Source organism: Pseudomonas sp. TREG-RG-20F-10-E-6-01 (assembly GCF_022662455.1).
Taxonomy (GTDB): domain Bacteria; phylum Pseudomonadota; class Gammaproteobacteria; order Pseudomonadales; family Pseudomonadaceae; genus Aquipseudomonas.
This window is the reverse complement of sequence record NZ_JAKNQP010000010.1, coordinates 34,523-55,340: the sequence shown is the minus strand read 5'-3', so window position 1 is coordinate 55,340 and position 20,818 is coordinate 34,523. Positions and strand designations below refer to the sequence as shown.

Below are 20,818 nucleotides of genomic sequence, written 5' to 3'. Positions count from 1 at the left end.
CGACTTAAGTTGCCCCTATGCTCAAACGCTTTGCCTGGTTGGCACTCTTCGCCTGCGCCCCGCTGTACGCGGCCCCGCATATTGATGATCAACGTTTGCAGCAATTGGCCAACGATCCGTTCTGGCTATCTCTGGGCCATTACGAAGCCGGCAAGCTCAAGGGCTGGCGCAGCTATGTCAGCGACAAAAAATTCTTCCTCGCCCCAGATGGCGCCCACCATCCAGACCAGGAGCTCAAGGCGACCGTAGAGGCGCTGTACGCCCCGGCCAGCCTCGGCGAAAAACACGCCCAATGCGTTTACCCCGCACGTACGCGCTGGCTCAAGGAACAGTTGCAGCTGAGCGACTTGCCCACCCTGGAGTGCAAAGAATTCACCCAGTGGTTCAAGGACGTCGCGCCCCACAGCGCGGTGATGATCTTCCCGGCGGCCTACCTCAACAGCCCGTCGTCGATGTTCGGCCACACGTTGCTGCGCATCGACCAGGCTGACGTGCAAAGAGACAAGACCGCGCTGCTCAGCTACGCGATCAACTTCGGCGCCTACATCGAAGGTTCCGACAACAGCATTCTCTACGCCTGGAAAGGCCTGATGGGTGGCTATCCGGGCCTGTTTGCGTTGGTGCCCTACCAGGAAAAGCTCTCGGAGTACCGTAGCCTCGAGAACCGGGATCTGTGGGAATACCGCCTGAACCTCACCCAAGTCGAGACCGAACGCATGGTCCGGCACGTGTGGGAGCTCAAGCAGATCCAGTTCGACTACTTCTTTTTCGACGAAAACTGCTCGTATCGCCTGCTGGAGCTGCTGCAAGTGGCGCGCCCAAGCCTGCGCCTGACCGAGCAATTCCCGCTGACGGCGATCCCAACCGACACCGTCAAGGCGGTGAAAGAGGCAGGCCTGGTGGAGAAGATCGACTATCGCCCGTCCCGTGAACGCGAACTGCTCGAACGTGCCAAGCCGCTGGACGGTGATGAGCAGCAATGGGTATTGAAAATCAGCGACGATCAGAAGCAGCTGCAGGAGCCCGCCTTCAAGGCGCTGCCCCGCGACCGCCAGGCGCTGATCATCGACGCCGCCTATCGCCTGGGCCGCTACCGCGCCAATGGCCTGGAGCGCGACACCGAACGCTCGCAACGCAGCTTCGAACTGCTGCGCGCGATCAACCAGAACCCGGCGCCAGACCTGAACATCGAACACCCCGGCCTGCCGGAAGACGGCCATGAGTCGCGCACCTGGCAGGCCGGCATCGGCACCCGTGGCAGCAAGACCTTCGGCGAATACGGCCTGCGCATGGCCTACCACGACCTCAACGACAACGCCGAAGGCTTCCCGTTGGGCGCGCAGATTGAAATTCTGCAGATGAAACTGCGCCAGTACGAAGGCAACCACTGGCAACTGCAGCAACTGGACCTGGCCACCATCCGCTCCCTGACCCCACGCAACGCCCTGCTGCAGCCGTGGTCATGGCAAGTGACTGGCGGCCTGGAGCGCGTGCCAGGCAAACACGACGACGAAACCCTCGTGGCCCACGTCAACGGCGGCGCCGGCGGCACCTGGCAACTCACCGACGACATGCTCGGCTTCGCCCTCGGCACCGTGCGCGTGGAACACAACAACGACTTCAGCGAAGCCATCTCCCCGGCTGCCGGATTCAACACCGGCGTGCTGTGGAAAAACCCGCTGGGCAATTTGAGCCTGGAAGCCAAAGGGGATTTCTTCACCAATGGCGAAGTGCGGCGCAGTGTCAGCCTGAACCAGCAGTGGGAATTGTCGCGCAACCTGGGCCTGCGCCTGAGCGCCCAGCGCGAGTACAGCCACCTGTCCACGCCAGTGAATGAAGTGCTGCTCGAAGTGAAGTGGTATCACTACTGACCTGTGAGACCGGGCGAAGACCCAATGTGGGAGCGGGTTTGCCCGCGAAAGCGGTGTATCAGTAACAACAATACTGACTGCCCGACCGCCTTCGCAGGCAAGCCAGCTCCCACACTGGTTTTGTGCCAGACCTGAATCCCTTGCCCGCCGCAGTTCAAATGTGGGAGCGGGCTTGCCCGCGAAAGCGGTGTATCAGTAACAACCATACTGACTGCCCCACCGCCATCGCAGGCAAGCCAGCTCCCACACTGGTTTTGTGCCTGACCTGAATCCCTTGCCCGCCGCAGCTCAAATGTGGGAGCGGGCTTGCCCGCGAAAGCGGTGTATCAGTAACAACCAGACTGACTGCCCCACCGCCATCGCAGGCAAGCCAGCTCCCACACTGGTTTTGTGCCTGACCTGAATCCCTTGCCCGCCGCAGCTCAAATGTGGGAGCGGGCTTGCCCGCGAAAGCGGTGTATCAGTAACAACCAGACTGACCGCCCCACCGCCATCGCAGGCAAGCCAGCTCCCATACTGGTTTTGTGCCTGACCTGAATCCCTTGCCCGCCGCAGCTCAAATGGGGAGCGGGCTTGCCCGCGAAAGCGGTGTATCAGTAACAACCAGACTGACTGCCCCACCGCCATCGCAGGCAAGCCAGCTCCCACACTGGTTTTGTGCCTGGCCTGAATCCCTTGCCCGCCGCAGCTCAAATGTGGGAGCGGGCTTGCCCGCGATGGCGCTCGGTCAGGCGATGATGTATTGAATGAACCACCGCATTCGCGAGCAAGCCCGCTCCCACATTTGGCCCGCGTACATTCAGGCACATCGCATTGCCCATCCCATCAGGAGTTTCATCAACATGGCCGTTAACTGCACCACCCTCGAAGAAGTCCGCGCAAACATCGACCGCCTCGACCAACACATCGTCACGCTGCTGGCCGAGCGCGGCCATTACGTCTCCCAGGCAGCGCGCTTCAAAAAAGACGCCGATGGCGTCAAGGCGCCGCAGCGGGTTGAACAGGTAATCGCCAAGGTGCGGGGTTTATCCGAGGCGGTGGGTGCCAACCCCGAGGTCACTGAGCAGGTGTATCGCGCGATGATTGCGGCGTTTATCCAGCAAGAATTGGCCGAGCATGCCGCGCTGACGACCCACCAGGCGACATAACCCCCTTTGTGGCGAGCGGGCTTGCCCCGCGTTGGGCTGCGCAGCAGCCCCAAGTCTGTCGTCGGGGAGTATCAGATACTCCGCGTTCCTGTTTATTAGGGCGGCTGCGCAGCCCAACGCAGGACAAGCCTGCTCGCCACATAGGCCGGTTCAGCACCTGTGGCGGTGTCAGGCTTTAGGTGGCGGGTGTTATCGCTTGGGTCAGGTCGTCCACGACGACTTTGCCCATCTCGCACAGCTAATGCGCGGTCCAGGCATATTGTGCGCCGCGTCGTAATGGCCCTTTAACCCAACACCTTTCTCACCTCTCTTTCACACCGGCCCGACAAATCCCTGACTAGACTCACCCTATCAGCCGTGAAACGGTCAGGGAGTACGCCATGTGGCGGTCTGCGGTAATGCTGTGCGCGGTAGTGTGGTTGTCCGGTTGCCAATCAACCCACCAGGATTTGCTGGCCAAAGGTTATCCACCGGCCTTTGCCGATGGCTTTGATGACGGTTGCAGCAGCGGTCGCCAGGCCGCCGGTGTGATCAGCGGGGAGTTTCGCAAGAACGTGCCGCGGTATCTGAAAGACCGCCAGTACGCCGAAGGCTGGGAAGACGGCTTTCGCCAGTGCAAGGCCATGCGCGAGAACGAAGAGTTGCGCGACTACAAGGACAACCACTGGGATGACCGTGAACGGGACTGGCAGCAGGAAAAAGACCGTGACGCCGCCAAGGCTTATCGCGCGCAGTAGGTCGCTTTCAGACATCCATCGAAACTAAAGCGCGGCGACCATGGCCCAAACTCCATTGAAGGAGATTGTCATGAGCCGAGCTTTTGTTAACGAAGACAACGCTGCCGCCCAGGCCGACCAACCGGTAGAGCGCCAGGTCAGTGAGCAACCCAACCACCTCACCGCGCAAGGGTTGGCGCAATTGCAGGCCAAGGTCGCGCAGTTGCAGCACGAATACAGCCTCGAATCTGCCAAGGACGATAAACAGCGCCAGGCGGATCTTGAGCGGGACCTGCGCTACTTCAATCAGCGGGTGCAAAGCGCCCAAGTGGTGGCCCCGGCGACGTCCACCCACAAGGTGCAGATCGGCAGCTGGGTCACCTTTGCCAACGAACAGGACGAACACCAGCGCATTCAGTTGGTGGGTGAAGACCAGGCCGACGCTGCCGCCAACCTGATCAACTGGGGTTCGCCTCTGGGCCGCGCCTTATTGGGCGCCGAAGTGGGCGACGAGGTGCTGTGGAAGCGCCCCGTCGGCGATCAGGTGATCGAAGTACTGCGCGTCGAGCCACAGGTTTAGACGATGCCTTGGGCCAGCATCGCGTCAGCGACTTTTACGAAGCCCGCGATATTTGCGCCTTTCACGTAGTTGACCCGGCCGTTTTCTTCGCCGTAGTGCACGCAGGCGTGGTGGATCGACTGCATGATGTTGTGCAACTTGCTGTCGACTTCGCCTGCGGTCCACAGCAGGCGCATGGCGTTCTGCGACATTTCCAGGCCGCTGACGGCCACACCGCCGGCGTTGGAGGCTTTGCCCGGCGCAAACAGAATGCCGGCTTCGATAAAGATATCCACAGCCGCAAGCGTGGTCGGCATGTTGGCGCCTTCGGCCACGCAAATGCAGCCGTTACGCAGCAACGTGCGGGCGGCTTCGGCGTCCAGTTCGTTTTGGGTCGCGCATGGCAGGGCAATGTCGCAGGCCAGTTCCCAGGGCGTTTTACCGGCGCGAAATTCCAGGCCGTAACGGGAAGCCAACTCGCTGATGCGCCCGCGCTGCACGTTTTTCAGCTCCAGCAGGGCCGACCATTGCGCCTCGGTCAACCCGCTTTCGGCGTACAGGGTGCCTTCGGAGTCAGACAAGGAAATCACTTTGCCGCCCAGGTCCATAACCTTGCGCGCCGCGTACTGCGCGACGTTGCCGGAACCAGAGATCGCCACGCGCTTGCCTTCAACCCGCTGACCGTTGCGCTTGAGCATTGCTTCGGCGAAATACACGCAGCCAAAGCCGGTAGCCTCGGGGCGGATCAGGCTGCCGCCGTACGTCATGCCTTTGCCGGTCAGCACCGAGGTGAACTGGTTGCTGAGACGTTTGTACTGGCCAAACAGGAAGCCGATTTCGCGCGCGCCCACGCCGATATCGCCGGCCGGCACATCCACGTCGGCGCCGATGTGGCGGTACAGCTCGCTCATGAACGCCTGGCAGAAACGCATCACTTCGGCGTCGCTCTTGCCCTTGGGGTCAAAGTCCGAGCCGCCTTTGCCGCCGCCCATGGGCAGCGAGGTCAGGGAGTTTTTGAACGTCTGCTCGAAGGCGAGGAATTTCAGTACGCCCAGGTTCACCGACGGGTGAAAGCGCAAGCCGCCTTTGTAGGGGCCGATGGCGCTGTTCATCTGGATACGAAAGCCGCGATTGACCTGGACCTTGCCGTGATCATCCACCCACGACACCCGGAAAGTGATCGCGCGTTCCGGCTCGCAGATGCGCTCCAGAATGCCCGAGGTCAGGTAGTGGGGGTTAGCTTCAAGAAACGGCCACAAGCTGCGCAGGACTTCTTCTACGGCCTGGTGGAATTCTGGCTGGTCGGGGTCGCGTTTTTTAAGGCGGGCAAGAAAGGATTCAACGGATTCGATCATGAAAAAGTCTCGGCAAATTGATTGTTTTTAAAGGAGATTGAGCCGGACCTTAGCAATTCATGTTGCACCTGAAAAGCGCAAAATGTCGCCTTTGTGAATTTAAATGGTGCATTGGATATAAATAACTGGGCTTTTTTGCACCAGAAAAGGGATTTCAAATCAGAGGATGCACCAGCAGTTAAACCGCTATCGCAGGCAAGCCAGCTCCCACCTTTGACCGCATTTCAAATTGGAAATCCGATCAAATGTGGGAGCTGGCTTGCCTGCGATAAATCCACCTCGGTCCACCTGAATCACACGCAAAAAAAACGGAGCCCGAAGGCTCCGTTTTTTCCAACCAACCCAAATCAGGCCAGTTTTTTGTGGCGCACACGGTGCGGCTGGGCAGCAGCTTCGCCCAAGCGCTTTTTACGGTCCGCTTCGTACTCGGTGTAGTTACCTTCGAAGAACACCGCTTGGGAGTCGTCTTCGTACGCCAGGATGTGGGTCGCGACGCGGTCAAGGAACCACCGATCGTGAGAGATCACAATGGCGGCGCCCGGGAAGTCCAGCAGGGCTTCTTCCAGCGAACGCAGGGTTTCAACGTCGAGGTCGTTTGACGGTTCGTCGAGCAGCAACACGTTGCCGCCTTCTTTCAAGGTCAGGGCCAGGTGCAAGCGGCCGCGCTCACCACCGGACAGGTCCTTGACGAACTTCTGCTGGTCGCCGCCCTTGAAGTTGAAACGGCCTACGTAGGTGCGCGACGGGATTTCATAGTTGCCGATGCGGATCTGGTCGGAACCGTCGGAGATTTGCTGGAACACCGTCTTGCTGCCATCCAGGTCTTCGCGGCTCTGGTCGACGCAGGCCAGTTGCACGGTTTCGCCGACTTCGATGGTGCCCGAATCCGGGGTTTCCTTGCCCATCAGCATGCGGAACAGCGTGGATTTACCCGCACCGTTACCGCCGATAACGCCGACGATCGCGCCTTTTGGCATGGAGAACGACAGGTTGTCGATCAGCACGCGGTCGCCATAGCCTTTGGTGACGTTCTTGAACTCGATGACCTTGTCACCCAGGCGCGGGCCGGCCGGGATGTAGATCTCGTTGGTTTCGCTGCGCTTCTGGAATTCCTGCGACTGCATTTCTTCAAAGCGTTGCAGACGAGCCTTGGATTTGGACTGGCGGGCCTTGGCGCCTTTGCGCACCCACTCCAGTTCTTCCTTCATGGCTTTTTCGTGGGCCGATTGCTGCTTGGATTCGGCGGCCAGACGGTCGGACTTGGCTTCCAGCCAACCGGAGTAGTTGCCCTCGTAAGGGATACCGGCGCCACGGTCGAGTTCCAGAATCCAGCCGGCGACGTTGTCCAGGAAGTACCGGTCGTGCGTGATCGCAACCACGGTGCCCGGGAAGTCGTGAAGGAAATGTTCCAGCCAGGCGACGGAATCGGCGTCCAAGTGGTTGGTCGGTTCGTCGAGCAACAGCATGTCGGGGGCCGACAGCAGCAGGCGGCACAGGGCCACGCGACGCTTTTCACCACCGGAGAGGAATTCGACCTTGGCGTCCCACGCCGGCAGGCGCAGCGCATCGGCGGCGACTTCCAGCTGGCGCTCCAGGTTGTGACCGTCACCGGCCTGCAGGATGGCTTCGAGCTTGGCCTGTTCGGCGGCCAGTTTGTCGAAGTCGGCATCCGGTTCGGCGTAGGCGGCGTAGACCTCATCCAGACGCGCCTGGGCGTCCTTGATCACGCTGACGGCCTCTTCGACCACTTCGCGCACGGTCTTGGTCGGGTCCAGGATCGGCTCTTGCGGCAGGTAGCCGATGTTCAGCTCGGGCATCGGGCGGGCTTCGCCTTCGAACTCGGTGTCGACGCCGGCCATGATTTTCAGCAGCGTGGACTTACCCGAACCGTTGAGGCCGAGCACGCCGATCTTGGCGCCAGGGAAGAAGGACAGCGAAATGTTTTTCAGGATTTCCCGCTTCGGCGGAACAACTTTTCCCAGCCGATGCATGGTGAAGACGTATTGAGCCATGGTGAACCTAGCGTCAGTGACTGATGAATTGAGCGGGCGAAGCCCGTGCAGGCCATGCGCCGCGCTGGCCGTTGACGGTGGTCAATGCCTTCGTGCGCAAAAAGCCTGAATGTCTGGGGCTGGAACGCCCCCGCGTAACCGGCAAAGCTACCTGAATGCGCTTGGTCAGTCCAGCGAGGCAGGGCTGGCACTTTGCCACAAGTCAAGGCATGCTAGCCGCCCTCCGGGCGTCCGGCTTATAGTGCACGTCGCGCGCCAGTCCAGCCAAACCGCAGGATCACAGCTTGTCCAAAGTCACGCCGCCCACTCCCCTGCGCGCCGCTCATATAGCGCCGGGAGCGCCCCTGCACGGCACCCTCAAAGGCGCATTGGCGACGCTTGTCCTGCTGCTGCTCGCGTTATTGTTCTGGCAACTGCTGGACCAACTGCAGCAAAACCAGAAAAACCAACAGCAATACACCATCGACTACAGCGCCGACCTGGCTGAACAGATCAGCTTGAACATGGCCCTGAGCGCCAAAATTGCCCTGAATTTGCTGCCGATGGTCGAGCCGCCGCGCAACGACGAACAGCAACAGGCGCTGGTGCGCACCTTGCAACGTTCGCTGCCGGAACTGCGCAGTGTCGCCCTGCTCGCCCCCAGCGGCGCGATGATCAGCGACAGCGCCAAAGACAGCCAGGACAGCGCCTGGCTTGAAGAGCTGGTACAGCGCAGTCACTCGCAACCTTATTACCTGAGCAACAACCCCGACGGCACGATCATCTATCTATTGCTGCACCAGCCCAGCGGCGGCTCGCGGATGTATTGGGCGCTGCGCCTGGCGCCCAACTACCTGACCAACCTGACTCGCCAGGACGGCGAGGGCCAGCGCCCGATGTGGGCCATCGAGAACCGCCTCAACCACCGCGTGGTCAGCCGTGACAGCGGCATGCCGGCGCAATGGGCCTCTGCGCTGACCCCGGACGAATTGAACAAAAGCGTACTGGTCACGCCCCTGAGCAAAAGTGACTGGCAGTTGCGCGGGCTGTTCGACCGCAGCGCCGTGCTGGAGCAACTGCTGCCGGCCTTCATCGGCAAATGCCTGCTGGGCCTGGCCTTTTCGCTGATCCCGGTGATCGTGCTGCTGAACATGCGTCGTCGCCAGCGCCAGGTGCATGAGGGCCGGCGCCGCTATCAGGATATTTTCGAAGGCACCGGCGTAGCGCTTTGTGTGCTCGATCTGTCGGGGTTGAAGGCCTTTTTCGACAAAACCAACATGCGCACCCGCGAGCAATTACAGGCCTGGCTGCACACCCACGTCCAAGAACGCCAGCAACTGCTCAAGGAGTTACGCGTCACCGAGGTCAACCAGGTGGCTGTGCGCCTGTTGAACGTCAGTTCTTGCGAGCAAGCCTGGGAGCGTCTGATCGATGACTGCCCGCGCAACGCCACGGCCATCGGTTATCAGGTTCTGGAAGCCGTACTGACCCAGCAAAAACAGCTGGAGCTGGAAATTCAGCTCAACGACCTCGCCGGCAACGACCAGTACCTGTGGCTGGTGATGCGCCTGCCCGAGCAGCAAGACGACTTCAAGGCGGTCATCCTCAGTATCAGTGACATCACCAGCCGCAAGCTGATCGAGCTGTCGCTGGTGGAGCGTGAGCGTTTCTGGTCAGACGTGGTGCGCACCGTGCCGGATCACCTGTATGTGCAGGACGTGATCAGCCAGCGGATGATTTTCAGCAACCACCATTTGGGCCACACCCTTGGCTATAACAGAGCCGAACTGGCGCAAATGGGCGAGTACTTCTGGGAAATCCTGCTGCACCCCGACGATGCCCAGTATTACCACGACCTGCGCCAGCAACAACGTGAAGTCGGCTACACCACTCAGCTGCATTGCCAACTGCGCTTTCGGCACCGCAACAACCAATGGCGCCGCTTCGATATCCGCGAGCAAGCCCTGGCCCGCGACAAGACGGCGGTGGTTACGCGGATTATCGGCGTGGCCAAAGACATTACCGATCAGATTGAAGCCAGCGAGTCCCTGCGCGACAGCGAGCAGCGCTACCGCATGCTGGCCGAAAGCATCAGCGACGTGATTTGCTCCACCGACAGCCAGTTGGCCCTCAACTACATCAGCCCGTCGGTCAATGCCGTGCTGGGTTATGACGTGGATTGGGTGTTCAAGAATGGCTGGCAGTCGATCATCGCCAACCCGCAACAACTGTCCGGCATTTACAGCCTGATGGAGCAGGTCAGCCGCTCGCTGGGCGACACTGCGGCGCTGAACAAGCTGCGTGATGACGTGCAAACCCAGCTGTTCCTGTTCGACTGCCTGCGCGCCGATGGCCGCAAGGTGCCGATCGAGCTGCGCCTGGTGCTGGTGTGGGACGAACACGGCGCGTTTGAAGGCATCCTCGGCGTGGGCCGCGATATCAGCCAGCAACGCCGCGCCGAAAAAGACCTGCGCATGGCGGCCACGGTATTCGAACACTCCACTTCAGCGATCCTGATCACCGACCCGGCCGGTTATATCGTGCAGGCCAACGAGGCCTTCAGCCGGGTCAGCGGCTATGCCGTCGCGGATGTGCTCGACCAGTTGCCGAACATGCTCACCGTCGACGAACAACAGGAAGCCCACCTGCGTTATGTGCTCAAGCAACTGCACCAGCACAGCACCTGGGAAGGCGAAGTGTGGCTCAAGCGCCGCAACGGCGAGCATTACCCGGCGTGGGTCGGCATTACCGCCGTGTTCGATGATGAAGGCGACCTGGCCAGCTACGTGTGTTTCTTCAGCGACATCAGTGAGCGCAAGGCCAGCGAGCAGCGCATCCACCGCCTGGCGTATTACGACGCCCTGACCCACCTGCCCAACCGCACGCTGTTCCAGGACCGCCTGCACACGGCCTTGCAGGCAGCGGAACGGCAGAAGTCGTGGGTGGTGTTGATGTTCCTCGACCTCGACCGTTTCAAGCCGATCAACGACTCCCTGGGCCACGCCGCCGGCGACCGCATGCTCAAGGAAATGGCCACGCGCCTGCTGGGCTGCGTGGCCGAGGACGACACCGTGGCGCGCATGGGCGGCGACGAGTTCACCTTGCTCCTGCAACCACGGGTGAGCCGCGACATGGCGCTGAACCGCGCGATTCACGTGGCCGAGCAGATCCTGGCCAGCCTGGTGAGACCGTTTGTGCTCGAAGGCCGCGAGTTCTTTGTGACCGCCAGTATCGGTATCGCCTTGAGCCCGCAGGACGGCAACGAACTGAGCCAGCTGATGAAGAACGCCGACACCGCGATGTACCACGCCAAGGAACGCGGCAAAAACAACTTCCAGTTCTACCAGGCGGACATGAACGCCAGCGCCCTGGAGCGTCTGGAGCTGGAAAGCGACCTGCGCCACGCGCTGGATCAGAACGAATTCGTGCTGTATTACCAGCCGCAATTCAGTGGCGATGGCAAACGCTTGACCGGCGCCGAAGCCCTGCTGCGCTGGCGCCACCCGCGCCGCGGGCTGGTGCCGCCGGGTGATTTCATTCCGGTGCTGGAAGAGTTGGGACTGGTGGTGGACGTGGGCGACTGGGTGCTCAGCGAGGCCTGTCGCCAGCTCAAGACCTGGCACCAGAACAAGGTGCGGGTGCCGAAAGTCTCGGTGAACATCTCGGCGCGGCAGTTCTCCGATGGCCAACTGGGCGAGCGCATCGCCTCCATTCTCAGGGACACCGGCCTGCCGCCGGCGTGCCTGGAGCTGGAGCTGACCGAAAGTATCCTGATGCGCGAAGTCAACGAAGCGATGCAGATTCTCGCCAGCCTGAAAAACCTCGGGCTGAGCATCGCGGTGGACGACTTTGGCACGGGTTATTCGTCGCTCAACTACCTCAAGCAATTCCCCATCGACGTGTTGAAGATCGACCGCACCTTTGTCGATGGCCTGCCCTCCGGCGAGCAAGACGCGCAAATCGCCCGCGCCATTATCGCCATGGCCCACAGCCTGAACCTGGCGGTAATCGCCGAGGGTGTGGAAACCCATGAGCAGCTGGACTTCCTGCGCGAGCATGGCTGCGATGAAGTGCAGGGGTATCTGTTTGGACGGCCGATGCCGGCGAATCGGTTTGAGGCGCAGTTCAGCAACGATGCGCTGTTCATGTTCGACTGAGATCTTGCGGTGCGGCTGATGGCCTCATCGCGGGCAAGCCCGCTCCCACACTCGAGCGCATTTCAGAGGGGGAACTCGTTCAAGTGTGGGAGGGGGCTTGCCCCCGATAGGGCCAGCACAGTCACCGCTTATCCCCAGATGAGCCCCACTTGTCCGCGACATGATGTCCTTTCATATGCCATCTAAAACCCATTGGGTTAGAATGCCCTCCTTTTCTGCCCCCGATCCTTGAGGACCGCCATGTTCAGCCGTGATTTGACTATTGCCAAGTACGACGCCGATCTCTTTGCCGCCATGGAGCAAGAAGCCGTGCGCCAGGAAGAGCACATTGAGCTGATCGCTTCGGAAAACTACACCAGCCCAGCGGTCATGGAGGCTCAAGGTTCGGTTCTGACCAACAAGTACGCCGAAGGCTACCCAGGCAAGCGCTACTACGGTGGTTGCGAGTACGTCGACGTGGTTGAGCAGTTGGCCATTGACCGTGCCAAGGAACTGTTCGGCGCCGATTACGCCAACGTCCAGCCACACGCCGGTTCCCAAGCCAACAGCGCCGTGTACCTGGCCCTGCTGCAAGGCGGCGACACCATCCTGGGCATGAGCCTGGCCCACGGCGGTCACCTGACCCACGGCGCCAGCGTTTCCTCCTCCGGCAAGCTGTACAACGCCGTTCAGTACGGTATCGATGCCAACGGCCTGATCGACTACGACGAAGTCGAGCGTCTGGCGGTCGAGCACAAGCCTAAAATGATCGTGGCCGGTTTCTCTGCCTACTCGCAGATCCTGGACTTCCCACGTTTCCGCGCTATCGCTGACAAAGTCGGCGCCTACCTGTTCGTCGACATGGCTCACGTAGCCGGTCTGGTCGCCGCTGGCGTCTACCCGAACCCGGTGCCTTACGCTGACGTGGTCACCACCACCACGCACAAAACCCTGCGCGGCCCACGTGGCGGCCTGATCCTGGCGCGCGCCAACGCCGAGATCGAGAAGAAGCTGAACTCCGCCGTATTCCCAGGCGCCCAAGGTGGCCCGCTGGAGCACGTCATCGCCGCCAAAGCGATCTGCTTCAAAGAAGCCCTGCAGCCTGAGTTCAAGACTTACCAGCAACAAGTGGTCAAGAACGCCAAGGCCATGGCCGGCGTGTTCATCGAACGCGGCTACGACGTGGTGTCCGGCGGTACTGAAAACCACCTGTTCCTGCTGTCGCTGATCAAGCAGGACATTTCCGGTAAAGATGCTGACGCTGCCCTGGGCAAAGCCTTCATCACCGTGAACAAAAACTCCGTGCCGAACGACCCACGTTCGCCGTTCGTCACCTCCGGCCTGCGCTTCGGCACCCCGGCTGTGACCACGCGCGGCTTCAAGGAAGCAGAGTGCAAGGAACTGGCTGGCTGGATCTGCGACATCCTGGCTGACCTGAACAACGAAGCCGTGATCGACGCGGTGCGTGAGAAGGTCAAGGCCATCTGCAAAAAGCTGCCGGTGTACGGCGCTTGATTGCAATAGCTTGAATAGAAAGCCCGGCCTTAGCGCCGGGCTTTTTTATGGCCAAATTTCAACTTGAAATGCAATCACCTGTGGGAGCTGGCTTGCCTGCGATAGCGGCCTGTCAGCGGGCACATCATTGCCTGATCCACCGCAATCGCAGGCAAGCCAGCGCCCACAGTGGACCGTGTTTCAAGTCAGGATTGGTAGACCTTGGCAAAGCCGTCGCGGATTTTGTCTTCCGGTAACTCATCAGCAATAAACACAATCACACTTTCGCGCGCCTCGCCCTCGGCCCATTCGGTGTCCCAATCGAACCCGTACAGCTTGAGCACGCCCTGGAACACCATGCGCCGGTCTTCGCCGGCAATGTTCAGCACGCCCTTGTAGCGCAGCAATTGCTTGCCGTGGTCTTCCAGCAGCTCGTTCATGAACTCGCTGAGGCGGTCGATATCCAGCGGCTGGTCGGTGCGCAGCACCAGGCTGGAAATGCGGTCGATGGCCGGCGCCGCGCTGACCGGGCGCAGGCTCATGCCGGCGTTGAGGTTGAAGCCGCGCACATCGAGCAATTCCGCCAGGTCGATGGCGCCGTGGTCGACCACACGGATCGGCGCGCGCCGGTTGATGCGGGTCAGGCGCTGGCTGAGGGCGTCGAAGGTCGCCGCGTCCACCAGGTCGCGCTTGCTCACCAGCAGGCGGTCGGCAAAACCGATCTGGGCCTGGGCGATGGTCTGGGTCAGGTGGTGTTCGGCGTGGGCCGCGTCCACCAAGGTGATGATGCCGTCGAGGAGGTAGCGCTCGCGCAGTTCTTCGTCGATGAAAAAGGTCTGGGCCACCGGTGCCGGGTCGGCCAGGCCGGTGCACTCGATCACCAGGCGGTCGAAGGCAATCTCGCCGCTGTCCAGGCGCTCGAGCAGCAGGTACAGGGCTTTGGTCAGGTCGGTGTGGATGGTGCAGCACACGCACCCGTTGGACAGGGTCATGACCTGCACCGGTTCTGCCCCCAGCAGCTGGGTGTCGATACCGGCGTCACTGAATTCGTTTTCGATCACGGCGATTTTCAAGCCGTGCTCGGCCTTGAGCAGGTGGCGCAGCAAGGTGGTTTTGCCCGCGCCGAGAAAGCCGCTGAGGATGGTGACGGGGATGGGAGAGGACAAAAAAATTCTCCTTTTCAGATGAAATGACTGAAGGAACACAAAACAAATGTGGGAGCTGGCTTGCCTGCGATGCAGACCACTCGGTTTTTCAATCAGACCGAGGTGATGCTATCGCAGGCAAGCCAGCTCCCACATAAAGCCCTGCGTTCACAGGGCAATTGCGCTAACCCAAAAGGCAGGTCAGCAGCACTTGGGCCCACCCTTGCCACCGTAACGGGCTTCCTGGCGCTCCCGGAAGAACGCCTTGTAGTCCATCACCGGTTTGTCCGGGTGTTTGGTTTGCATATGCTCGACGTAGGTGTCGTAGTCGGGCATGCCGACCATCAGGCGCGCGGCCTGACCGAGGTATTTACCGAGGCGACTGATGTCATTGAACATGGTTGCAATCCTCGATTACGCGTCCGGAACCGCCTGGAACGGGGCTTCTTTATCCGTACGTTCTTTGTTGCCCCAGGCGGCGACGCCGACCTTGAGCGCATAGAACAGGATGCTGAACACCACGAACAGGAACAGCGCCGTGAGCGTTGCGTTGGTGTAGGCGTTCCAGATCACGTGTTGCATCTGGTCGATGTTCTTGGCCGGCGCCAGGATCTGGCCACCTGCCAAGGCATCGCTGTACTTCTTGGCCAGCGACAGGAAGCCGATCGCAGGGTTCGCGTCGAACAGCTTGATGAAGCCCGCCGTGGTGGTGCAGATCAGCAGCCAGACCGCCGGCAGCATGGTCACCCAGATGTAGCGCTGGCGTTTCATTTTGATCAGCACGACCGTGGCGAGCATCAGCGCAATCCCGGCCAGCATCTGGTTGGAGATACCGAACAGCGGCCACAAGGTGTTGATGCCGCCCAGTGGGTCGATCACGCCTTGGTACAGCAAGTAACCCCACATTGCCACGCAACCTGCGGTTGCAATCAGGTTGGCGGTCCAGGATTCGGTACGTTTGAGCGACGGCACGAAGGAGCCGAGCAAGTCCTGAAGCATGAAGCGACCGGCACGGGTACCGGCGTCAACCGCCGTCAGGATGAACAGCGCTTCGAACAGGATCGCAAAGTGGTACCAGAACGCCATGGTGTTTTCACCCGGCAACACACTGTGCAGGATCTGCGCGATACCCACCGCGAGGGTCGGCGCACCGCCGGCACGTGCCAGGATGGTGGTTTCGCCAATGTCATGGGCCACTGCTTGCAGCGCTTCCGGCGTAATCGCAAAACCCCAGCTGCTGACGGTTTGTGCCACGGCCATCACATCACCACCAACCACTGCGGCCGGGCTGTTCATGGCGAAGTACACGCCAGGCTCGATCACCGACGCGGCAACCATTGCCATGATGGCCACGAACGATTCCATCAGCATCGCGCCGTAACCGATGTAACGGGCGTTGACTTCGTTATCCAACAGCTTGGGCGTGGTGCCCGAGGAAATCAGCGCGTGGAAACCCGAAACCGCGCCACAGGCGATGGTGATGAACAGGAACGGGAACAGGCCGCCCTTCCACACCGGACCGGTGCCGTCGATGAACTGGGTCAGCGCCGGCATTTTCAGCTCTGGCATGGTGACCAGAATGCCGATCGCCAGGGCGATGATGGTGCCGATTTTGAGGAAGGTGGAGAGGTAGTCACGCGGCGCCAGGATCAGCCACACCGGCAGTACTGCGGCAACGAAACCGTAGCCGATCAGCATCCAGGTGATCTGGATCCCGGTGAAGGAGAAGGCCTTGGCCCAGACCGGATCTGCGGCAATCTGCCCGCCCAACCAGATCGAACCAAGCAGCAACAGCACGCCGATCACCGAGATTTCGCCGATGCGGCCCGGGCGGATATAGCGCATGTACACGCCCATGAACATCGCAATCGGGATAGTCGCCATTACGGTGAAGATGCCCCATGGGCTCTCGGCCAGGGCCTTGACCACGATCAGCGCCAGCACCGCGAGGATGATGATCATGATCAGGAAGCAGCCAAACAGCGCGATGGTCCCCGGGATGCGGCCCATCTCTTCGCGAACCATGTCGCCAAGGGAACGGCCATTGCGACGAGTGGACAGGAACAGGACCATGAAGTCTTGCACTGCACCGGCCAGCACCACGCCGGCAATCAGCCAGAGGGTGCCGGGCAGGTAGCCCATTTGCGCCGCCAGTACCGGACCGACCAGCGGGCCTGCACCGGCAATCGCCGCAAAGTGGTGACCGAAAAGAATGTGTTTGTTGGTCGGCACATAGTCCAGACCGTCATTGTTGAGCACTGCGGGGGTGGCCCGCCGTGGATCGAGTTGCATCACGCTGTTAGCGATGAACAGGCTGTAGTAACGGTACGCAACCAGGTAGATGGCCACTGCAGCGACCACAATCCACAAGGCGTTGATCGCCTCGCCGCGGCGCAAGGCCACTACGCCCAGGGCGCACGCTCCTACGATTGCCAGCACCAGCCAGGGTAGGTGGCGTAGCAGGCTATTATTATTTTTCATTTTTATATTCCAGCCAGGGTGGACAGAAAGGACAGCGAATCCGAGTTTAGCGCTGTTGGCTTTAAAGACCACCCCCCTACATTGGTCTAGAGCCTTGCACGGGCAAAAAAAGCACAAATAAAAGCTCGATGATGGCGCCGGGCTACAATCCTTCTATCCACAGAGGATTTGAGCATGAACGAACAGTCGTCCGATCGACGCCATTTTCGGCGTATCGCCTTCGATGCACGAACCACCATTGCGCAGAACGGCTGGAATTGGCCGGTGCAATTGGTGGACGTGTCGCTCAAAGGTTTGCTGGTGCAACGCCCGGATGACTGGCAGGGCAATCGCACGGAGTCGTTCGACGTGGACATCCGCCTTGACCCGCAGGCGCATATAAAGATGCAGGTGAAGCTGGCCCATGACGATCACGGGCAATTGGGGTTTGTGTGCGAACACATTGACTTGGACTCGATCAGCCACCTACGGCGGTTGATTGAGCTGAATCTGGGCGATCAGGAAGAACTGGAGCGTGAGCTGGGCGCATTGTTAGAGATTTGAAAACCCATCTGTGAGCCTTTCAAGGTTCGATCCACAGTTCAGCTGATTAAACAGGCATTACCCAACGTTGACTTAGAAGTGCATTTCCATGATGACAGAGGTTTGGCAATGGCCAATACACTGGCATCCATCGAAGCAGGCGCTACCTTTGTGTCGTGCACCGTGAATGGCATCGGCGAACGCTGCGGTATCACTGAGACATGTCTACTGATTACAAATCTTCATTTCAATTCAATATTGTGCAGCGGCAAAAGCCAAAAGGTATTAAAACTCAGTAGTCTTGTTTCAAAAGCGATGGGCGACACCTTTGATCGCCGTCGTCCGATCATTGGTGAATATAGCTTTGTGCACACCGCAAAACTGCATCTAACCGCTAATAGCAGGGACCGCAATTGCTACCATTGGGTAGACCCCCTCTATTTGAACGAATAACAATTAATGCACGTCATCAGGGATGCAGGTCTTTCAATATGATTGAGCATGAGTGGCTGATAGGCGCGGGGTTGGTCGTACTGGGTGTTATGACGGGTTTTATCGGCACCAATACCGGCGGCAGTGTATTTCTAACAGTGCCGGTGATGATCTGGCTCGGAATATCCCCACAGGCGTCGATAGCGACAGCCCGCCTGGCTTCGGTAGGGACGATGTTTGCCGGATTAAGACACTTTCATAACAATGGAAAAGTGGATTACAGGTTAGCGGCCCCCGCCGCCGCACTTGGGTTGGCTGGCGCCTTGGTCGGTGCAAGTCTACTCGTGCAAATAGATCCGGCGCTGCTGCATAAAATCATTGGCGGCCTGACACTGCTACTGGTGGGGCTTTCACTCATCAGCAAGCCCCACTCGCCGAAGACGGCCCCCTCTTCGCTCAGACGCTTTTGCGGCTATATCCTGTTTATTCCCGTCGGCATGATTGGCGGCCTGTTCGGCGGGCAGGCCAAGCTATCAACTTATTTGTATATTATATTTTTTAAAAAAACGATCAGTGAGTCAATTGGCACGCGTAAGGTGGGAGGCCTCATCCTCTCAGTTGGCTCGTTAATAATATTCGGTGTCAGCGGAATCATTAATTGGCAGTACGGGTGTTGCCTGATCATAGGCACGCTATTTGGCGCCAATGCGGGCGCCAAGTTTGCTCTACACAAAGGCGATAAGTGGATGGAAAGCGCTTTCAACGTAGTCGTGATTGCCTTGGCGTTGAAAATGATCTTTTGGTAGTGACTCTCTCACGCAAAAGCGACAGTCAGGGAAACGCGGCACTCGGGGGGAAGTCGCTTTCCGTGTCCCAATAACCCGCCTTCTGACGCGACACGGCCTGCCATTGCCCATCGATAAAACGATAGGTCGTGTAGCGGGTTGCGAAATCATCGTCGCCGTCACCGTCCATAAAGGACGAGACCTGCAGTAACTCATCCGTACCGCCGGCGGCTGGCGTGGCGATCTGCCAGGCGGCTTTGCCGGTCTGGGCCAGGGTCAGCGGCTCGACCTTAGCGTCGGCGCCCTTGTAATTCAGCGGCGTGAGTTGCTGCCGGCTCGGCAGCAGCAGGTGCGTCGCGGGGCCGCTGTAGCTGCCCATCGGCGCGGTTTGATCGATGGTCAAAAAATACACAGGTTCCGGCAGCCCTTTGATGGGGGCCTTCTCCACCTGGGCCAAGGGGTAGCCGAGTTCTTCGCTTGCCAGCACTTCTCCGGACGCCGACAGCAAGCGCAGTCGGGCGTTGAGCAGCGGGTGTTCAACCAGATCACCGGGCTCGTCAAACGACTCCTCATCCAGGCCATTGCCCCAGCTGTCTTTGTGCAACTGGGCGCTGATGCGCTGGTCTTCCAGTACCTGCAACACGCTGGCGTCTTGCGTTGCCAACGTCTGGGCCGATCGGTAACCGACCGGCAGCTTGGCCGGCTCGGCCAAAGCGCCCATCGGCAACCCTACCAAGGCCATGAACAGGGCAGCGGCTGCCCAGCGGTTCGAGTTGTGCATTGCACTCATCCCTGACTGATCCATGAATTATTCGAACAGTGCATCCAGCGCCTGCTCCAGGCGGGTTACACCGATCACCTTCAACCCTGCCGGCATTTCCTTGGGCGCGTTGCCCTTGGGCACAATCGCGCGCTTGAAGCCGTGCTTGGCCGCCTCCTTCAGACGCTCCTGGCCGCTCGGCACCGGGCGTACTTCACCCGACAGGCCGACCTCACCAAACACCAGCAGATCGTGGGGCAACGGTTTATTGCGCAGGCTGGACATCACCGCCGCCATCAACGCCAGGTCGGAGGCGGTTTCCAGCACCTTCACCCCACCGACCACGTTGAGAAACACGTCCTGGTCGTGGGTGGGAATGCCGCCGTGACGATGCAGCACCGCCAGCAGCATTGCCAGACGATTCTGGTCCAGGCCGAGGGTCACGCGGCGCGGGTTGGCCAAGTGGCTGTCATCCACCAGCGCCTGCACTTCCACCAGCATCGGGCGGGTGCCTTCCCACGTTGCCATCACCACGCTGCCTGGGACTTCTTCTTGTGCGCGTGTGAGAAAAATCGCCGAGGGGTTGGAGACTTCTTTAAGCCCACGGTCGGTCATGGCAAACACGCCCAGTTCGTTCACCGCGCCAAAGCGGTTCTTCACCGCCCGCAGCAACCGCAAACGGCCATCGGATTCACCCTCGAAATACAACACGGTGTCGACCATGTGCTCGAGTACCCGCGGACCGGCCAGCGCGCCTTCTTTGGTCACATGACCGACCAGGAAGATCGCCGTGCCGCTCTGCTTGGCATAACGCACCAGCAGCGCCGCGCTCTCGCGCACTTGGGAGACGCCGCCCGGCGCCGATTGCAGCTGTTCGGTGAAAATCGTCTGGATCGAGTCGATCACCATGACCTTGGGCTTTTCGATGCGCGCCGTGGCGATGATGCTTTCGATGCAGGTTTCGGTCATCACCCGCAGTTGATCCTGGGGCAAGCCCAGGCGGCGGGCGCGCATCGCCACTTGCTGCTGGGATTCTTCGCCGGTGACGTACAGCGCCGGCATGCGGCTGGCGATGCTGCACAGGGTTTGCAGCAGGATGGTCGATTTGCCGATGCCCGGGTCGCCGCCGATCAGCACCACCGAGCCGTCCACCAGGCCGCCGCCGAGCACGCGGTCGAGCTCACCGGACGCGGTGGAGAAACGCGGAATTTCTTCGACGCTGACTTCGGCCAGGGTCTTGATCTGCGCCTGTTGCCCGGTCCAGCCGGCACGGCCGGTGGGCGCTGCGGCGCCGCCGCTTTCGATCATGGTTTCCGTCAGGGTGTTCCACGCGCCGCACTCGGTGCATTGGCCGGCCCACTTGGGAAAGGTCGCGCCGCACTCCGTGCAGCCGTACATGCGCTTGGCCTTTGCCATTTGAGAA

16 protein-coding genes and 1 pseudogene are annotated in these 20,818 nt (G+C 60.3%); 9 read left to right on the top strand and 8 right to left on the bottom strand.

The window, feature by feature from the left end:
• Window positions 1-17: 17 nt before the first annotated feature.
• Both L8K08_RS23920 and L8K08_RS23915 read left to right on the top strand, forming a co-directional pair.
• Window positions 18-1,871 (top strand): DUF4105 domain-containing protein, encoded by a 1,854-nt coding sequence (locus L8K08_RS23920; protein WP_242200374.1) that lies wholly within the window; start codon window positions 18-20, stop codon window positions 1,869-1,871.
• An 842-nt stretch (window positions 1,872-2,713) separates the two neighbouring features.
• Window positions 2,714-3,019, top strand: coding sequence for a chorismate mutase (locus L8K08_RS23915; RefSeq protein WP_242200373.1), 306 nt, complete (start codon window positions 2,714-2,716; stop codon window positions 3,017-3,019).
• 175 nt (window positions 3,020-3,194) lie between these two features.
• On the opposite strand, the pseudogene L8K08_RS23910 reads toward L8K08_RS23915, so the two are convergent.
• Window positions 3,195-3,290: pseudogene (locus L8K08_RS23910) on the bottom strand (DUF3077 domain-containing protein); the annotation flags it as partial.
• 109 nt (window positions 3,291-3,399) lie between these two features.
• On the opposite strand from L8K08_RS23910, the gene L8K08_RS23905 reads away from it, so the two are divergent.
• Entirely contained in the window at window positions 3,400-3,756 is a 357-nt protein-coding gene (locus L8K08_RS23905) for a hypothetical protein (RefSeq protein WP_242200372.1), read from the top strand.
• Window positions 3,757-3,826: 70 nt separating this feature from the next.
• The gene (locus L8K08_RS23900) at window positions 3,827-4,315 is read left to right on the top strand and encodes a GreA/GreB family elongation factor (protein ID WP_242200371.1); all 489 of its coding nucleotides are present in this window, start codon (window positions 3,827-3,829) and stop codon (window positions 4,313-4,315) included.
• Here the strand turns inward: L8K08_RS23900 and gdhA are convergent.
• Together gdhA and ettA are read right to left on the bottom strand one after the other, a co-directional pair.
• The gene (gene gdhA, locus L8K08_RS23895; protein ID WP_242200370.1) at window positions 4,312-5,649 is read right to left on the bottom strand and encodes an NADP-specific glutamate dehydrogenase; all 1,338 of its coding nucleotides are present in this window, start codon (window positions 5,647-5,649) and stop codon (window positions 4,312-4,314) included. The genes L8K08_RS23900 and gdhA overlap by 4 nt on opposite strands.
• Window positions 5,650-5,996: 347 nt before the next feature.
• Window positions 5,997-7,661, bottom strand: a complete 1,665-nt coding sequence (gene ettA, locus L8K08_RS23890) for an energy-dependent translational throttle protein EttA (protein WP_053137900.1) — start codon at window positions 7,659-7,661, stop codon at window positions 5,997-5,999.
• A gap of 284 nt (window positions 7,662-7,945) precedes the next feature.
• On the opposite strand from ettA, the gene L8K08_RS23885 reads away from it, so the two are divergent.
• Both L8K08_RS23885 and glyA read left to right on the top strand, forming a co-directional pair.
• Window positions 7,946-11,797 (top strand): bifunctional diguanylate cyclase/phosphodiesterase, encoded by a 3,852-nt coding sequence (locus L8K08_RS23885; RefSeq protein ID WP_242200369.1) that lies wholly within the window; start codon window positions 7,946-7,948, stop codon window positions 11,795-11,797.
• Window positions 11,798-12,037: 240 nt separating this feature from the next.
• On the top strand, window positions 12,038-13,291 hold the full coding sequence (gene glyA, locus L8K08_RS23880; RefSeq protein WP_145162219.1) for a serine hydroxymethyltransferase: 1,254 nt from the start codon (window positions 12,038-12,040) through the stop codon (window positions 13,289-13,291).
• 185 nt (window positions 13,292-13,476) lie between these two features.
• On the opposite strand, the gene yjiA is transcribed toward glyA, so the two are convergent.
• The 3 genes from yjiA to L8K08_RS23865 form a co-directional block, all read right to left on the bottom strand.
• Window positions 13,477-14,436, bottom strand: coding sequence for a GTPase (gene yjiA / locus L8K08_RS23875; protein ID WP_145162221.1), 960 nt, complete (start codon window positions 14,434-14,436; stop codon window positions 13,477-13,479).
• A gap of 180 nt (window positions 14,437-14,616) precedes the next feature.
• On the bottom strand, window positions 14,617-14,814 hold the full coding sequence (locus L8K08_RS23870) for a YbdD/YjiX family protein (protein WP_003194308.1): 198 nt from the start codon (window positions 14,812-14,814) through the stop codon (window positions 14,617-14,619).
• A 15-nt stretch (window positions 14,815-14,829) separates the two neighbouring features.
• Window positions 14,830-16,896, bottom strand: a complete 2,067-nt coding sequence (locus tag L8K08_RS23865; protein WP_242200368.1) for a carbon starvation CstA family protein — start codon at window positions 16,894-16,896, stop codon at window positions 14,830-14,832.
• 174 nt (window positions 16,897-17,070) lie between these two features.
• On the opposite strand from L8K08_RS23865, the gene L8K08_RS23860 reads away from it, so the two are divergent.
• Genes L8K08_RS23860 through L8K08_RS23850 form a run of 3 tightly spaced genes read left to right on the top strand, consistent with a single transcriptional unit; the run spans window position 17,071 to window position 18,656 of the window.
• Entirely contained in the window at window positions 17,071-17,439 is a 369-nt protein-coding gene (locus L8K08_RS23860; protein WP_242200367.1) for a PilZ domain-containing protein, read from the top strand.
• A 6-nt stretch (window positions 17,440-17,445) separates the two neighbouring features.
• Window positions 17,446-17,871, top strand: a complete 426-nt coding sequence (locus L8K08_RS23855; RefSeq protein ID WP_242200445.1) for a hypothetical protein — start codon at window positions 17,446-17,448, stop codon at window positions 17,869-17,871.
• A 38-nt stretch (window positions 17,872-17,909) separates the two neighbouring features.
• The gene (locus tag L8K08_RS23850; RefSeq protein WP_242200366.1) at window positions 17,910-18,656 is read left to right on the top strand and encodes a sulfite exporter TauE/SafE family protein; all 747 of its coding nucleotides are present in this window, start codon (window positions 17,910-17,912) and stop codon (window positions 18,654-18,656) included.
• A gap of 25 nt (window positions 18,657-18,681) precedes the next feature.
• On the opposite strand, the gene L8K08_RS23845 is transcribed toward L8K08_RS23850, so the two are convergent.
• Together L8K08_RS23845 and radA are read right to left on the bottom strand one after the other, a co-directional pair.
• Entirely contained in the window at window positions 18,682-19,416 is a 735-nt protein-coding gene (locus L8K08_RS23845) for a hypothetical protein (protein WP_242200365.1), read from the bottom strand.
• Window positions 19,417-19,443: 27 nt separating this feature from the next.
• Entirely contained in the window at window positions 19,444-20,811 is a 1,368-nt protein-coding gene (gene radA / locus L8K08_RS23840; RefSeq protein WP_017139308.1) for a DNA repair protein RadA, read from the bottom strand.
• Between the last annotated feature and the right edge of the window lie 7 nt (window positions 20,812-20,818).